The 16,317-nt window shown below is 59.2% G+C and carries 13 protein-coding genes and 2 pseudogenes; 5 read left to right on the top strand and 10 right to left on the bottom strand.

What is annotated here, in order from left to right; all coding sequences use genetic code 11:
• Positions 1-26 precede the first annotated feature (26 nt).
• Positions 27-842, top strand: a complete 816-nt coding sequence (locus tag RPF88_RS31090) for a class I SAM-dependent methyltransferase (RefSeq protein WP_013525007.1) — start codon at positions 27-29, stop codon at positions 840-842.
• A gap of 511 nt (positions 843-1,353) precedes the next feature.
• Here RPF88_RS31090 and RPF88_RS31085 read toward each other — a convergent pair.
• The 8 genes and pseudogenes from RPF88_RS31085 to RPF88_RS33480 all read right to left on the bottom strand — a co-directional run bounded on the left by RPF88_RS31085 (position 1,354) and on the right by RPF88_RS33480 (position 8,180).
• A pseudogene (locus RPF88_RS31085) lies at positions 1,354-1,751 on the bottom strand (alpha-hydroxy-acid oxidizing protein).
• Positions 1,651-2,025, bottom strand: coding sequence for an alpha-hydroxy-acid oxidizing protein (locus RPF88_RS31080; protein ID WP_337123990.1), 375 nt, complete (start codon positions 2,023-2,025; stop codon positions 1,651-1,653). The pseudogene RPF88_RS31085 and the gene RPF88_RS31080 overlap by 101 nt, the downstream one beginning before the upstream one ends.
• Positions 2,026-2,172: 147 nt before the next feature.
• Positions 2,173-3,249, bottom strand: coding sequence for a TadE/TadG family type IV pilus assembly protein (locus tag RPF88_RS31075; protein WP_027163552.1), 1,077 nt, complete (start codon positions 3,247-3,249; stop codon positions 2,173-2,175).
• A gap of 297 nt (positions 3,250-3,546) precedes the next feature.
• The gene (locus RPF88_RS31070; protein ID WP_024505836.1) at positions 3,547-4,464 is read right to left on the bottom strand and encodes an NADP-dependent oxidoreductase; all 918 of its coding nucleotides are present in this window, start codon (positions 4,462-4,464) and stop codon (positions 3,547-3,549) included.
• A gap of 156 nt (positions 4,465-4,620) precedes the next feature.
• Positions 4,621-5,322 carry a nitroreductase family protein gene (locus tag RPF88_RS31065; protein ID WP_027163551.1) on the bottom strand — a complete coding sequence of 234 codons (702 nt, stop codon included), beginning with the start codon at positions 5,320-5,322 and terminating at the stop codon, positions 4,621-4,623.
• 130 nt (positions 5,323-5,452) lie between these two features.
• Positions 5,453-6,409, bottom strand: a complete 957-nt coding sequence (locus RPF88_RS31060; protein WP_063174055.1) for an AraC family transcriptional regulator — start codon at positions 6,407-6,409, stop codon at positions 5,453-5,455.
• Between the two features lie 486 nt (positions 6,410-6,895).
• Positions 6,896-7,351 (bottom strand): MucR family transcriptional regulator, encoded by a 456-nt coding sequence (locus tag RPF88_RS31055; protein ID WP_027163549.1) that lies wholly within the window; start codon positions 7,349-7,351, stop codon positions 6,896-6,898.
• Positions 7,352-7,757: 406 nt separating this feature from the next.
• Positions 7,758-8,180: an ArsR/SmtB family transcription factor gene (locus RPF88_RS33480; protein ID WP_127218896.1), complete on the bottom strand. Its 423-nt coding sequence runs from the start codon at positions 8,178-8,180 to the stop codon at positions 7,758-7,760.
• Between the two features lie 1,251 nt (positions 8,181-9,431).
• Here RPF88_RS33480 and RPF88_RS31045 point away from each other — a divergent pair.
• The 3 genes and pseudogenes from RPF88_RS31045 to RPF88_RS33475 form a co-directional block, all read left to right on the top strand.
• Positions 9,432-9,656, top strand: a complete 225-nt coding sequence (locus tag RPF88_RS31045; RefSeq protein ID WP_024505842.1) for a hypothetical protein — start codon at positions 9,432-9,434, stop codon at positions 9,654-9,656.
• Positions 9,657-10,346: 690 nt separating this feature from the next.
• A complete protein-coding gene (locus RPF88_RS31040) occupies positions 10,347-11,105 on the top strand; it encodes a response regulator transcription factor (protein WP_063174058.1) in 759 nt (252 codons plus the stop codon).
• A gap of 495 nt (positions 11,106-11,600) precedes the next feature.
• Positions 11,601-11,743 (top strand): annotated as a pseudogene (locus RPF88_RS33475) (ATP-dependent DNA ligase); the annotation flags it as partial.
• A 283-nt stretch (positions 11,744-12,026) separates the two neighbouring features.
• Here RPF88_RS33475 and RPF88_RS31035 read toward each other — a convergent pair.
• On the bottom strand, positions 12,027-13,535 hold the full coding sequence (locus RPF88_RS31035) for a phosphomannomutase/phosphoglucomutase (protein WP_063174059.1): 1,509 nt from the start codon (positions 13,533-13,535) through the stop codon (positions 12,027-12,029).
• A 394-nt stretch (positions 13,536-13,929) separates the two neighbouring features.
• Here RPF88_RS31035 and RPF88_RS31030 point away from each other — a divergent pair, with 394 nt between their 5' ends.
• Positions 13,930-14,223: a DUF6894 family protein gene (locus RPF88_RS31030; RefSeq protein ID WP_127218776.1), complete on the top strand. Its 294-nt coding sequence runs from the start codon at positions 13,930-13,932 to the stop codon at positions 14,221-14,223.
• A 358-nt stretch (positions 14,224-14,581) separates the two neighbouring features.
• Here the strand turns inward: RPF88_RS31030 and RPF88_RS31025 are convergent, their stop codons facing one another.
• Positions 14,582-16,015, bottom strand: coding sequence for a hypothetical protein (locus tag RPF88_RS31025; protein WP_024505398.1), 1,434 nt, complete (start codon positions 16,013-16,015; stop codon positions 14,582-14,584).
• Between the last annotated feature and the right edge of the window lie 302 nt (positions 16,016-16,317).

Genomic DNA, 16,317 nt, shown 5'->3' with positions numbered 1-16,317 from the left:
AAGCTGGCTGTTCGAGGAGGACAGCAATGAGCAACGTCACCACGCATTACGGCAGCGACGGCATCGTCGAGCGTATATTGGCCGCGATTTCCGATGCGAAGCCCGATAAAATCAATGCCGCGCAGCTCTATCCGTTCGACCAGCTTCACGGCCGCGAGCTCATCGCCACGCGAGACCATGGAGGTCGTCTTGCCCCCTCGCCCACCGACCGGATCCTTGATGTCGGCAGCGGCATTGGCGGCCCGGCGCGCTTCCTGGCCGCCACCTATGGCTGCCAGGTCGACGGTGTCGACCTCACACCAGTCTTTGTCGAGGCATCCGGCCGACTGACCATGCTCAGCGGCCTTGGCGACAAGGTTCGCTTCCACGAAGCCGACGCGGCGAAACTGCCCTTCGCCGACAACACATTCAACGCGGCAATCTGCTTCTATGTCGGGATGAACATCGCCGACAAGGCCGCCGTCATCGGGCAGGCTTTTCGCGTTCTGAAGCCGGGCGGCAAACTGATCTGGACCGAAGCCGTGCTGGCTGCCGGCGAGCCGAATTATCCCTTGCCCTGGGCGGTTGCGCCGGAAACCAGCCACCTTGTTGACCGGGATACCCTGAAGACCCTGTTCGCCGACGCGGGCTTCCATATTGACGAAGTCATCGACGAGACCGGCGAACATGTCGAACTGGCGATGCAAAGGGCCAGTTCCGGCATCATTCCTTCGCCTGTGCAACGTCAGGTCAATGAAATCGTGCTCGGCACCGAATTCGTGCAGCGACGCAAGAACTACATCCGTAGCCTGAGCGAAGGCAGATTGGCATCGCTGGCCATCATCGTCTCGAAGCCTGCCTGATCGGAGCCTTGATCGTAACGAAGGGCAGAAACAAAAAACCCGCCTTGGCGGCGGGAAGTTGGCGCAACTCAGCACCAGAAGTAGCGACCGGCAACACCATGGTTCGCAGTTTCGTTCGGCTCGCGAACCACCGCCTTTCTATACCATTGTGCGACATTGTACACGACGGTGCCATTGTCCGTGCACTTCGGTCCGGCATCGATTGTGCTATAACGGCCGGTAAACGGCTACGAAGCCGGTAAAGGCAGTCAGTTGCATCGCGCTCCTGTCCTCCGTCCGAGTCATCCTCACGGCAAGTTCGACGCCAGTAGTCAAAATGCGAAGGCACGATTGTGGCCGACAGCAGACCGCCAGCTGTAAATCTAATCGGACATCCAGGTAGTCGGCGCTCGGCCGGACAAAGGGCGCGACGGAGGTGAAGCGAAAAGTGCAATGCTGAACTTGCTGAAAAATAGTTTCGGGCTTCACCAGATTACCAGCCGGTCGATCTCGCCGATGCGCGCCCGGCCTGTCAGCGCCATTGCCATCTCCAAGTCTCGGCGAAGCAGGTTGCGCCCTCGGCACCATCGGTTGCCAGGGCGTAGACATAGGGGCGGCCAATCATGACTGCGGTTGCACCAGGGCAAGCATCTTCAACGTCGGCGCGACGGCTCACGCTTCCAGCAAGGATGATGGGAATCCGTCCGGCCGCCGGTCCGCGATGGCGGGCAGGGAGTCGATGGTTGCCGGGAGGGTGTCGAGGTTACGCGCACCGTGGTTCGAGACCGCGATGGCATCGACACCCGTTCCGATCGCCTGCTCAGCATCCTCAGGATCGAGGATGCTCTTCAGGATAAGCGGCAGGGTTGAAGCGAACGCAGCCGGGCAATATCCGCCCAGGTCGGCATGGCCGACGCTGCGCAGTGCCAACTTTGAGCACGCCGGTGTTCCGGTCCTTGAAGTATGGCGTTGCGAGGCCGTCGGGAATTTTGAATCCTGCCCGGAACTGCCTACGGCGATCGCCTGGCTTCGGCATGTCGACCGCTACACAGATCGCTTGGCCAAGTGCCGTGCCATTAAAACCGCGATTGCTTTGCCGATAGAGCAGGAACCAGACTGGAGACTGGCTCACCGCCACGCCATCCTCGATCGCTGCCGTCGTGAACACCGCTTCCGCCACTCCGGCGCCGCGCGCCGCCGCCACCTCGCCTTCCGGATGCACCAGCCGCTGATATGCTATCGGGCCAGGATGATCGGACGCGGCAGACTTTGCCCGATGAGCGTGATCCCGGTATCAAGTCTTGTCACACGCGCAGCACGTGCCGCTTTCCAAAGGCAAGAGATGCACCTCCTACTGTGTCAGGGCCGTTATCGAGGGGCGCTTGTTGAAGTCGCACTTGCCGGTGACGCTGTAGAAGAAGTCGGCATTTGAAGACGGCGTCGGCACGGTTGTGCCGCCGTCCTCCCAGGCTTGATAGCTGGTTACACCACAAGGCACGATGGTGAAGATGTCGACCTTCTGCCCAGTCGGGGTCTCGGTCAGGTTGTTCGCGTCCACGCCGCTGTAGAGTCGGTTGGAGGTGGTCGGATCATCCGACTTTAGGTACTTCGGGTTGCCCGATGGCACGTACATCTGCAGGGAGAGGCCAGCCATCTGGCTGACGTCGATCGACGCGCCGGCGCTGTTGGCTGGGTACATGGTGTTGAGGCAAGTGGTTGAATATTTCTTGGTGCCGCTGGTCTGGAGTATCGCGTCTGCAGTCAGACCCGTGAAGGTGCTCACGCTGGCGGTGGTGCAAACTTGCGACTGGACAAGCGTCTTGATGTCGGCCCCGCCGTTGTTGGTGATTGTGTACACATTCGTTGTGCCGTAGCCTTTCGGATCACCGAAGCCGTTATAGGTATACTCGATCGACATCAGCGGCTTGGCCACCGTCGCTCCAAATGTCGTGCCGTAGAGCGTCATCGTCTTGTTCCACCAGCCCGACACCTTGGAAACCTTGAAGGTAGTCTGCACCAGGGCCGGCGTCTTGCTCGCCGCCGACCCAACGGCGACCGGCACCGTGTTGATCCTGGCGATCTGCATGAACACGGTGGGCATGGAGTAACTTGCCATGGCCTGCGCGGTGGCGGTGCCATTGGCGGAAACCACAAAGCTGTTCAGTGTCGGGGTACCCAGGCCATGGTTGGCGATGAAGGTATCCTGCAGCATAGTCTGGCGCTGCGCCAACGTTGAGGTTGTGTCCATACCGGTGATCGATAGGACCGCGGCATCCAGCGCCTGCTGCTCGTTGGACCGGGTCTGGACCGCCCTGGTATAGTCGACCGAGAACCCGATGGCGGTGATGATGGGCGCCAGCATGAAAACAAACAACGGGGCCATCGAACCGTCATGGGAACGCGCGAACCGCCCAACAATTCTCAGCATGTTTCTACTCCCGACGGACATTAGCCTACGCGCATATACCACGCGACGGCAAAGCAAGGTCTAAAGCTATCGATCAATGTTTAATCGTCTCTCGCCGCCAAGCCTGGGTCTTTGCCTCCAGGCTTCAGATTCAACAAACAACGCAGTATTGGATCAAAATCTCGCCAGCTACCGGGATTGCTGCAGGCAGAGGCTAGCGAACTCGAACTCCCAAGATGCAATCACATCTGACGCTGCGGCATTTGCCGCGGACCTTAGGCTTTCAAGGAGAGGAACTGCCCTCTCTCCCCCGAGTCCTCACGGCCGAACGCGGATGACCGTCTTTCCCGCACGCCGCTCGGTCGAATTGAAGGTGGCGACGGCATCTTCAAGGCTGGAGACCTTGCCGATATTCGTCCGCAGTCGTCCGTCCCGGATCCGCTGAACGATCTCCCAAAGCTGGCCGCGATCAGCCTCGACGACGAAGTCAATCGCCAGGCCATCTGCAGGTCGAATATCCGTCGGTCCAACGACTGTCACAAGCGTTCCTCCGGCCCGGATCAGGGCCGCGGACCGCTTCTGGATATCGCCGCCGATGACGTCGAACACCAGGTCGACGCCGCCAACCTCCTCCAGTTTGTCGTTGTCGAGATCGACGAACTCATTCGCGCCGAAGTCGAGCGCCTTCTGGCGGTCGGCGGCGCGTCCGCTGCCGATGACATAGGCCCCGGCCTCCCTTGCAAGCTGCGTCACCATCGAACCGACGGCACCGGCCGCGCCGTGCGCGAGCACGCTTTGCCCCGCCTGAAGGCGGCCATGCTGGAACAGCCCCTGCCACGCGGTCAGGCCGGAGATCGGCAGGCTCGCACCCACCGTGAAGTCAACGTCGCCGGGCAGCGGCGCGAGATTGCGTGCCTCCATGGCGACATACTCAGCGAGGGTCCCGTCGCGATGCCAGTCGGCGAGGCCGAATACGCGCTGACCGATTGACAGTCCCGTGGTGCCGTAGCCGAGCGCAGTGACCACACCTGCGAGCTCATGGCCGAGGATCGATGGCGTCCGGTCACGGAAGGCTCGATCGGCCCAGGTCGAAGGCCACTCCAGTTCGGTGTTGACGAATCCCGCCGCATGAACCTCCACAACAACATCGTTTATTGCCGCCCGCGGCTCGGGCCGCTGTACCAGCTTCATCCCGGCCTCTCCTGCAGCCTGGTCCGTCACTACGATCGCTTTCATGGGAATTGTCTCCTCAGACATTTGTGTTGGGGTAATTAGCGGGCGTGGCAGCTCTTTCGAGCTTTCACGCGTCGGCTTCGCGTCCTCCACGACGACCTTGAGGTCCCTGCCTGGGTTCCTCGGAGCTCTCGCGCGCCCGCGATTCCAGGATTTTCGTTATGCGAAGTCCAGCACATCGGCCACCGGCATGCGCGGCTTCTGCGGCCAGTTGCCAGCTCGCTCCGGTCCGACGGTCAACAGCATGACCGGCACTTCGTCTTCGGCCAGGCCGAACTCGCGGTGCACGGCTTCAGCGTCGAAACCAATCATCGGCGTCGAACCCAGGCCCAGCGACCGGGCCATGTAGATGATCGCCGCGGCGCCAAAGGTCGCGGAGCGCACTGCTTCGTCGCGCTGGCGCTGCGGCTGATCATCATACAGACCGCGAGCGGGGATTTCCCACTCCGGCACCAGGTGCGCCGGCATGATGCCGGCTTTCACTACGGGTGCCAGGCGGGCTGGAACGGTGCTGGCATCGGCCAGCTGGCCGATGATGATGAAGGTCACGGCCGCGTCGGTGATCGCGGGCTGATTCCAGGCGATCGGACGCAGCCGGGCCTTGGCTTCCGGCGAGCGTACGGCGATGAAACGCCAGTTCTGCAGGTGGAAGGAGGTTGGCGCGGACGTGCCGATACGCACCAGGTCGCGGATCTGGTCGTCGCTCAAGGTGGCAGCAGGGTCGTAGTACTTTGCGGCACTGCGGCTCAGGATCGTTTCGATGACGGCGTTCGTGGCGAAAGCGTTTTCGCTCTTCCCGCTCTCCCCGAAGATCTCGGCGGCTACGCGGGTTGCGGGTCCGGTGGTGGCGATGCAGTTCATTGGATGGCTCCCTTATCAAGTGATTGCGGAGCCCAATTTACGAGGACGAGTGATTATTTCGAGACTGATTCAGCTCAGTATGATGCGCGAAAGGATCAAACTGCGCCTTCGCGATCCCAGACCGTGTGCGTTACTCGCCCTTGTGCGCCAGTCGCCGCCACTCCCCCGGCGTCATCCCCATCCTTTCGGCGAAGACATGCCGGAATGCCGAAACGGATTGATACCCGACGGTCTCGGCCACGGCCTCGGCGCTGATGGCTGGCTTCTTCAACTCGTTGGCGGCCAGGCTCATGCGCAGATCAGTCAAAAAATCGAGGGCGGAGCGACCCAGCTTGTCCTGAAACTGGCGCATGAACGTAGCGCGCGACATCCCGCACAAATCGGCCAGATCGGGCAGTTTCCAAGGCCGTGCCGCATCGGCGAACATTGCCGCAATTGCTGGTGCCAGCCGCGGATGGCCAGCCAGGGCCAACAAGCCTTCGGGGGCTTTCCCGGATTGGCTCGCCGCGCGCAGTACCAGTGTGAAAAGCGCCGAGGAAAGCGCGTTGAGAATGGCGCGCCCTCCCGCCCTGTCACCGGAGGACTCCATCCGCATCAGCCCGACAAGACCGGCAAGTTGGTTGGATGCGGACCCCATGCCGTCTTCTCCATGGCTGTCCACAGCGCGTGTCACCAGGTTGGCGGGCAGGTAGTTGCGGATCAGTCGATCATGGGGTGGCGCGATAAAAAATCGCCCACACAGCAGATCCAGTTGCTCGCCCTCGCCATCATTCTCGCTCAGCATCCATCCGGCTGACCCCCGGCGTTGCTGGGTAGGAATTGGTGTTTGCCCGCTACCGTCGTGCAGTACATGCGCCGCGCCGTGAGGCAGCAGCACAATATCTCCGCTCAGCAGCTCCCGCGCCGCTCTCGTCTTCGGATCCTCGAGAATGGCCCGGCCCTTGACTATGACGTGGTAGGGAATTTCGTTCGCGGCAGCCTTGTTCCAGGCAACGCGCCACGGTGCACCATAGGCGCAGCGGACCTCGAGCTGGCCGGTCACGGTGATGATTTGCAGGAGATGGCTCAGCCAGTCCACTTCAGACATTGGACCTCGAAACGGAGATAGTGAAACGTCTTATCGTAATTATGGATTGTTTGCACAAATCGAAAGTACCAAGAGAGACGGCAACACGCCCGCCGATCATGAATGCGTCTCCAGGTGAAGAACTTGTCTACATGCCGAGCGCGGAGGCACCACGCACTAGATTGCTGCGGCCGTAACGGAGCAACTGGTAAAAGGATGGAGCAGTTTCCTGCCTCTGAACAGGTGCGAGGCCGATCAGCCGCCGCAGCCTACCGCCATCCCCGCACCATATGAGATTGGACGCTGCGCCCTGGGGTCTCCCAATGAGTGTCCGGTGGTCTCACCATCCATCGGTTGCCAGGCATTCGTCAGAGCTGCTGATGGCTCACGGTCACTTTCAACAGAGGACGGTATGTTGTTATCCAGGCCGATTTTTAGAGCCGAGCGATATTGTGATGCTTGCCTAGTGATCCAGTTTGCCCCGCCGCCTTTGATAGACACTTGTTGTTAGGCCTTAGCTTTCCGATTCGCTGGTGTTTTCCTCAACGGCGTTTTTGCAGTTGGCTTGCGGCCGAGTCCGCTGGATTTCGCGAGGGCTGACCGCTGGGCCGCGTAGCTCGGTGCAACCATGGGATAGTCCTTGGCGAGCCCCCACCTGGCTCTGTACTCGTCGGGTGTCATTCCCAGCAACCCAAGGTGGCGCTTCATAGACTTGAACTTGCGTCCGTCCTCCAGGCTGATGATGTAATCGGGAAACACGGACTTTTTTGGATTGACTGCCGGAACAAACGCGGGCGGCGTCGCTTCCACCGGCCGACCCAATCCCGACAAGGCAGAATTGACGCTGGCGATCAATTCGGGAAGACCGGCCGCCGGAATGGCGTTCTTCTGGACATATGCCGCCACTATGTCGGCGGTGAGCTGCAACAACTGGACCTGCGGTGCTTCAGCGTCATTCTGCATATTTCGAGTTTCCCATTTGATCGGCTTTGTCTCTATTGAGGAACTTTACAACGTGCAACGGCCCAAAGATCATGGATGGGGCTCCACGCGAAGAAACCTGTCTATATTTTAAGGGGTGGCACCGCACCTGACCTACCCGCTGGCAACTGACTGACCGCAGGATTTATTTCTATGCCGGCCTTGAGGCAGTAGCAGGATACCGAGTGTTTATAGCGCAAGTCGGAGTACGTCCAATCGGGCGCGTCGTCAGCGCGACCATAGTCGGCGGCATTCGCCGATCCACAGGGTATGCGTCAGCCGTTTCGCGATCCGGGGGCTGACGCCGCAGAGAAAACCGGCGGGTGGCAACAATCGCGCGGGTGATCTTCTCGATCCAACGGTGTCTAATCGAGATTCCTGGGGATGATCACTCGTCCCTCCGGGAATCGCTGACGCTTTGACAAACTCGGTTTTCCAGACCGGGGGCCGAGTGCACAAGATCCTGGCATGTCACCGCCAAGGCACCGCCACCGAGCGGAACCGCTTGCCCAGACTGCTGGACAGCAACCATAACATTCCATTTGCAAAGCAGATCGCGTACCGCTCGATTTTCAGAGGAAAAATATACATTCCGGCCGTCCCGGCGGATTTTTACGAGCCCAACTTCCCGGAGCTTGGCTATGTGGTGCCACGAGGCTGTCCGGCTAATATTAAGCCGTTCGCGAATTTTGCGATCCGGCAATTCATAGTCGAGCAGCAAGCTCAAAATGTGCAGCCGCCGCGCATTGCCCAGCACCTCCAGAAATTCGGCCGCTCGTGCGGCGTTAGCCCTTAGTCCGTCCGAGACCATGGATGCCTCTTCCCCAGCAACTTGCCGTCACGCCCGAAGACTGCGGAACAATCGATCTCTTCAATGAACACGGCCAGATCATCTGGCACGAGCCACTGGGCGTAGGACCGAAGCCGTCTCAACCCACAAGCCTTGGCATGCCTCTCGGCGCGCTCGGATTCAAGTCCAGCCATCGTTGAGCGCTGTTGTTGGATTGGCACGAAACCATTGAGGCGTCCTTCCGCCAGCTGACTGGCCCAGCAAGTCGTGACCTGTTCCACTCACCGCTCCTTTACGTGACCCGGCAGACAAAATACCACAGCCATGTCGATAGTGTCGGCTCCTCCATTATGATTAAGGTGGCGGGTTCTCCCCACCGCATTTCGAAGTTAGCCCTTTTGACGGTATGATTGCATTGCGTATCAACGGGATGCGCGGATGGGTTATTTCCCATTTCGACCGAGCCTCCGTTGTTCGGCGCCGACGCAGGCGGGCCGAAGCTTTCAACACATCGACTTGCCCGGTGCGATGTAGTGTCGTTCGATGACCAACACCGCCTCCCCTTCCCTCTGATGGGCTCCATTGATTACCAAAATCGTAAATCCGCGACCTACAGTGCCAGTCGCTTCGTCCGGTCTTCGTTGAGCCCCCAGCCGATTGGATATCGCTCTGCCCAAGCACTCTTGGTTCCCCTTGAAAGATCATAAATGAATCGTGTGGCAGGCCTGAGCATCGAGTAGCAACCATGGGCCTCGTGCTACGGGTGACCGGCGCCCCCGACCCGAAATCGTTGCTCGCCCCTCTTTTCTGAAGGATACGGGCCCCCTCTGTAGCCCAGCAACCACCATCATTATGAGGATTGCTTGCGACAGGGGGGCGAGCGATGCCGTAACCGCTGAGATCTCCTTCCCGGTCGATGTCAACCACGATCAGCACCGAATGGCCAATGACGACGCCAGCTTCGCGTAGTCCCTGGGCGGCATCGGGATGAGTAGGCAAAAGCCTCCTGGCTTTTTTGTTTCGAGCAAGGCGTCACGAAGGCTGGTCAGCGGTTCTGGCAATCTTCACCATGCGACCTGCCTCCTGCAAACGGCTAACTCGCAATCGAGCGAACGCTACTAAAGAACGCCTCGACCAAGGAAATTGGTATCTTACAATACCGGCGCAGGCTTGTTGGGCTTTCAGTTGTAATCCTGTGCCGATGATGAAATCATGCGCGCGCTTGACAACGGGCAGGTTAATTCAAGTTCCGCCACCAGGAGGAGAAGCGGTATGACCACTCAGGTTGTACATCGCGTATTCGGTCCCAAGCAGGTCAGGCAATTCAGGGAAGTCTACGAGCGCGCGCGCGTTGTGGAGGCAACTTACCCCGATTCGCACATTGCCAGCAAAGCCGCCAAACGGCTGATCGAGGCATTCGAAGCCGAGATCCAGACTGACGGGACGGTTCTGGATTTTCAGCAGCTATGCGAAGCAAACCCCCTGGGGACCGCCTGAGACCCGGACGTTGTCTGGCGAAGGCTCACGATGAACCGCTTCATCTGCCGACGTCAGCCATGCCCTGCAGGCGGATCGTGCTTGCCGTTCAAAATCAAATTTCGGAAGTGGGTCGCCATGCGGAGCGATAGGGGAGCCATGGGGTGTTGGGCGGCGGTGGCTCCCCTATCCTGTCTCCGCATTTGTTCGCAGACAGGCAGCGTAAGCTCGAGCAGACGCCGGCAATCCAGTGTTCAGCGTGGTGTATACATCGTCAACGAAGCTTTTGGAGGTATGATGCAGCGTTGTCAGGAGGTGCGAGCAAACCCAACCACCGCCTATCGTATGAGACCCGCCGAATTAATCGCAAGAGCGCGTGCAACCAACACAGTGCGCGGTAACCGAGGATATCTATAGCCTGGTGCGGCACGGGCATGCGCCTTAGTTCGGGCCGCTCGCGCGGGTCAAACCGGTTTGGAGTCCCGTCTTCTCAACGTAAAAATTTACCGAAAAAATTAACTTATGTTAGAGAATGCTAATAAATAGCTCCTACACTCCCGAGGCTGCTTTAGATGTCAGCAGCCACGTTGCTTGAGGTTCGCAATCAGCCTTGAGCGTGGAAAAGGGGTCGGGTACCAAAACTTCCAATTCTAAGAAAGGGCACTTATCGGGCGCCACAGGTACCTTCGTTGGGGAAGGGTGAGTATCGGTATGGTTTCTACAGCAGGACTGCACAGTTACGGTTCGTCAAATCGATCAAGAGTTCCGTCCAGCGGCACAGAAAATCTCCACCAAGAAGCAGGTAAGCAATACCTTCTCATGCTGGACGGGAGGGCCTTGGACCGCGAGTGTCTCGCTTCGGCGCTTGAGGATCATGAATTGGGCATGGTGGTCGTCGCCATGGGTTCGATCGAGGAATGGCGCATAAGGAAGGGTTCGGCTTCTCCCCTTTCAACCATACTCTTCAACCTCGGGGGCCGGAAGGTCACCGATCACGGCATTGCAGAAGAAATCAGGCATATTTCGTCCGAGTTCAAGACCGTTCCGGTGGTCATCCTGGCCGACACCGAAGATCTTGCACAGGTGCTGACGGCTCTCGAATGCGGCGCACGCGGCTACATTCCGACTTCGGTCGGGATCGATGTGTGTGTCGAGGCGATCAACTTGGCTGCAGCCGGAGGCATCTTCGTTCCGGCCAGTAGTGTCCTTTCCATGCGGCACCTGATAAAATCAGGCAACTGCGACGCCCGGCCCTTGACGGGCATGTTCACGCTCAGGCAGGCAGAGGTCGCCCAGGCACTGCGACGCGGCAAGGCGAACAAGATCATCGCCCACGAACTGAACCTTCGCGAAAGCACTGTGAAGGTTCACATCCGAAACATCATGAAGAAATTGAAGGCGACCAACCGCACGGAGGTCGCCTACAAGGTGAACGATCTCTTCGCGGAAGGACCTCTGGGCCAAGAGTGATCGCATCAACAAGACGGCCCGTCCTGGTTTAGTGCTGGCGGGTCGTGTTTTTTGTCAACAGAACATTTGAATGAAGGTCGATGGATTTCGCGTTGCCGCACGACCGATGCCACGCGAGACTCCCTTCTGAATCGTGACTTTGCTCCGCGCAATGGAACAGCTTTTGAGAAGAGGCAGTCGGAGGGGTCCGGGGCAACGAAACGCCGCCCCGTTCGAGCGGCATTCTCGCCTGATCAACCAACAGCAGCAGCGGTCTGTGCCTCGGCCGTTCGTGCCAAATGACGGCGCAGGTCGCGCATGTCGACCTGCTGACCGCAAATCGGGCAGGTATGGAAATTGTCGTCTCGTGGGCTGGCTGGCCACCGTGCAGCTTGCCGGGGATTGGTGGTCCAAGGTCGGATTCGCCATGGCTATCAAACATTCAATTCGTCTAAAATGGTCCGGAACCATTTTTTAGCGCACGCTATATTGAATCGCAGTCTTGCGAGGCAGTTCATGCGTTTGAAGTTCATCCCACCTATTGAGCCGGAGCTTGTCGACACCCGCCCGAGCGGGGCGACTGGATTCACGAGATCAAATTCGACGGGTATCGCACTCAGCTCATCATGGATGAAGATGGCATCCGCCTGTTGACGAGAAGAGCGCGCCACAACCAGGACAGGTCAAGCGACTGATCCTTGGGTCTCATCACCGACAGGGGAAGTTTGCACCTGTTGCAGCCGAGCGGCGCGTCTCCGATCATGATGCGTATCCCAGCGGCCACCAAGGTTCACTCGGACGCCGGGATGGGTCCTGCAATTACTGGGCGAAGCGCAGGTGACCCACAACGGTACTTTTGACGCCGCGAGCTCCAACAGCGCGCGCGTTGGGGTGTGATCGATCAGGCAGACGTGCGGCTGTCAGCCGGCGGCCTAAGGATACTCAGAATGTCTGGTTGTAGGCGCCCACCTCGGGGCTGCGGCGCAGCACGGTGTCGACAGCCTCGAACATCTCCCGTCGACGCTGCGACGACACCGGGCTTTCGACGACCACGACCAGTTCCGGCTTGTTCGAAGAGGCGCGCACCAGTCCCCAGGTGCCGTCTTCGGCGACAACGCGCACGCCGTTGACGGTGATGAGGTCGGCGATCTTCTGGCCCGCAAAAACCGTTCCATCCCGCTTCATGGCCTGAAAGTCGGCAACCACCCGCGCGACGACGCCATACTTCACATCGTCCGCGCAGTGCGGCGACATGGTGGGCGTGCCAAAGGTCAGCGGCAGCGCGCGGTAGAGATCGGCCATCGAGCTGCCGGAGCTGCGATCCAGCATCTGGCAGATGGCGATGGCGGTGACCAGCCCATCGTCATATCCGCGCCCGATCGGCGGATTGAAGAAGAAATGGCCCGACTTTTCGAAACCGGCGACGGCGCCAAGCTCGGCGACGCGGCGCTTGATGTAGGAGTGGCCGGTCTTCCAGTAGTCGGTGATGGCGCTGTTGGCGCGCAGCACGCTGTCCGTGTTGAACAGGCCGGTCGACTTGACGTCGACGACGAAGGTCGAGCCCGGATGCTGGCTGGAGATATCGCGCGCCAGCATCACACCGACCTTGTCGGCAAAAATCTCATTGCCCTCATTGTCGACGACGCCGCAGCGGTCGCCGTCACCGTCGAAGCCAAGGCCGACATCGGCTCCAGTCTCAAGCACCTTGTCCCTGATGGCATGCAGCATCTGCATATCCTCGGGATTGGGATTGTAGCGCGGAAAGGTGTGGTCGAGTTCGACATCGAGCGGGATCACTTCACAGCCGATCCGTTCCAGCGCTTCAGGCGCAAAGGCGCCGGCGGTGCCATTGCCGCAAGCGGCCACGACCTTGAGCTTTTTCGAGATGCGCTTGCCCCGGGTCAGATCGTCGAGATACGTTTCGCGAAAATTGGGAACGAAATCATAAGACCCGCCGCCGACAAGGTCGAAATCGCCGGCCATTACAATCTGCTTCAGCGCGCTCATCTCTTCCGGCCCGAAAGTCAGCGGCCGCGCCGCGCCCATCTTGACCCCGGTCCAGCCATTCTCGTTATGCGAGGCGGTGACCATAGCGACCGAAGGCACGTCCAGTGCGAACTGGGCGAAATAGGCCATCGGCGACAACGCCAGTCCGATGTCCCTCACCCGAGCGCCTGCAGCCATCAAACCGGACACCAGCGCCAGCTTGATGCCAAGCGAATAGGAGCGGAAATCATGCCCGGTGACGATATCGGGACCGGCACCGACACGGCGGATCAGCGTGCCAAGCCCCATTCCGAGCGCCTGGACGCCGATCAGGTTAAGTTCGGGCGCGACCTGGCCAAACCACCAGCGCGCATCATATTCCCTAAACCCGGACGCCTTTATCAGCGCCGAGGTTTCAAACTCGAACGTGTTGGGCCGGGCTTCGTCAACGAAATTCAGCGACAAGACAGGACACTCCGAACGACACAAATGCGGTTGTCGAGGCGGTAGCTTACCGGAACCGTTCTTCCGGCCTATCTATCAGTTTGGTTGATCCCTTTCACGACATGGAAAGCCGGCGAGCATCGTTGTCGGGCTATTTCCGCGGTGCCCTGCAAGCCCTGATGCCCGCAAAGATCCGAATACCGCTGAATGTCGTGATGCCGCGATCTGATCGACGACCGTGCCGCGTTCCAACGTAGGCTGGATTGCGACCTCCAGGACCACCCATAAGGAGCGTTTCCTGGCGTTAATAAACCTTGTAATATTTTGTGATCGCCGCCATTCGAGTTCTCCACAGCCGCGTCCCATTGACCATCTGCGGTTGCTAGAATCCCCCAGGGGAATGCCTTAAGCAGCCGTGAGCAAGAAGCAAGTCTTCTGCTCTGACGAACGCACAGCTTTAAGCACGGGCGCAAAAATGCCGCTGTTTTTTTTCGATATCCGGGACGGCAAATCCCATTCTCCCGATACAGAGGGCACCCACTACGTTGGTGCGCTCGAGGCCCGGGTAGACGCGGTTAAAATGCTGGTCGCCATGGCACAGGACGAAGTTCAGGGCGGGTTACAAAGCAACCTTTCGGTGACTGTTTCTGACGAAAGTCGTCGGCCCGTTATGGAAGCAAATATCGATTGCAGCATAAAAGTCTTTTGACAAATTCCCGATAGCCCTGGACCTAGTTGGCTCCGTCGGGATGCAGCAAGCTTTGTGCAGCTGTCCTGGCCGCACTTGACTTACGGCAGCGGCTTCTGATCACTTTTATACCCCGAGACCACGTAAGCGGAGAAGGCCGCACGATGCTGCTGCACCTCCTCGATACAGCCACGCAAGCTTCGAATGCACATTGCCGGCAGCCCTTCTACTCGTTCGCAAGCGACCGCCGCGGTACTGTCGCACGCTCGATCGCGACGACCGTCCCTTATTCGACTTCGCTGCCGATATTGCACAGGACGGGGGCCTGGCACATCGCCAGGAACCTTTGCCACCGCGAAGCCAATTCGGCGGAACTGGATTACAGGACGTTGACGGTGGCGTGGCCCGGCGCCGGAACGCTTCGTTCCAAGGCGGCTACGCCGCGCCGAGCACGGGCTCTCGTGGCGCAAACAACTGCAAGTGCGATGAAGAAGAGGATGCCTGGATCAGCGCTGCCACCCGACACCGACATTGCAATTATGCTTGCAAGGGCAGCATTCCTGACGCTCGTCACGATTGCATCTGTCTCTGCATCCACCCGTTCCCGAACCGCGCCCAGGCCTCTGGTCACGACATAGAGCAGGGCCACTATCATCAGCGATCCAAACAGACCCAACTGCGACAGGACAGCGATCGGCCAACTCGATGCCCTTGAACTGCCGAAACCAACGCCCAGTCCGCTCGTATCGAGAAACGACTGCAGGCTCTTTACATTCCAATAAGTGCGCTCATGGCCTGACCCGGAATCCGCTTTGTTAATGATGGTGCTGTTGATCAGTCTGACGAACGGGTCCAACGCCTCGGCTTTGTAAAGACTAATGCCCAGTACGGCGGTCCCGCCCACCACCATGAGAGCTATTATCAGTATCTCTTCGCGCGCAACTTTTCCCCTGATGACCGACTGTAGCATGGACAACGCAACGGGGATGCATAGCAGTGTCAGCCCGACGTAAGCCGTCGATGAAGTCGACAGAATGGACAAGAAGAGCAGGATTCCGGCCAGCCATTTCGCAAGCGGTGATTTGGTCTTTCTCCAGTAGCTGTAGCAGAATGCCAGGCAGGCGAGAGAAACGCTGGCGAACGAAGAGGCCTCCGAAAAAGGCCCGGTGATCCGCACAAAGCCTGCCTCGACCGCGTTCGATATAATCGCGTAGTTGGCGGTTCTGATCGGGGCCAGAAAGTCTCCCGCCCCCGCGGTCTTGCCAATGAAATCGATCAGCCCCATTCCCGCGTGCAGGCCGCACCACAAAAAGAAGCCGCGCCTGATTTGATCGATCCGGTTGGAGTGCAGCAGCAGGGCGCAAAGTGCTATCGCGGCGAGGCCACCAAGAATAAAGTAGCCCGTCTGCGAAATGTTGGCTGAAACGGGCGCCAATGAATCTTCTACGACTGTTCCACGGTTCTTGGACTGCACGAATACGGTCGTCTGTCCCGCAAAGAACCTCGGAAACAGCCATGATCCGATGATTGCGTAAAGCATAAGGCTTGTAAGGACCCAGATCGACCCGATGCTTCCGAACACGAATCCAAGATCAAACCAGATACGCCGTCTCGCGGCGACGGCCGTGACGAGCAGGCCCGCGAATAAGGTGTAGATCAAGGGGGATGAGCCACCCAGAAAGCTCAGGGTCATCACGGCCGTCGCACCGAAAGCCTGGGAAGCGATCAAGCCAATGATCAGCATTCCCCTTGAATAGTACGCAACAAGCAAAATAGCCGCGCATACTAGCAGTCCCGGCAAAGACACCTGCATGCCGATCGAGTTCCCGGTGAGCGGATACAGCAAGCTGTCCGATGGCCAATCTTTCGGCAGGTGAGTATCCCCCGCAAGAGAGTCAAAGGGGGTAGCCTTCACCCGCGAAGGGAGGTAGCGGACGCGCTCGTCTCCATCGCCCTTGCCCTTGATGGTGAAGGCAGTGGCCGGCGCAAAATGCGATCCTGGGCTGAATGGCCGCATCTATGTCGGCACTAAGAAATGCGCGTGACGGACCGAAGGCTGGCAACGGGCGGGTTGTCTAGAATCCACCATAAGGAGGAGAGGCGATATGACACCCA

This window comes from Mesorhizobium sp. ISC11, from assembly GCF_037162595.1.
In the GTDB taxonomy this organism is placed as follows: Bacteria; Pseudomonadota; Alphaproteobacteria; order Rhizobiales; family Rhizobiaceae; genus Mesorhizobium; species Mesorhizobium ciceri.
The sequence above is the reverse complement of the archived record's forward strand: the minus strand, read 5'-3'. Positions and strand labels throughout refer to the sequence as shown.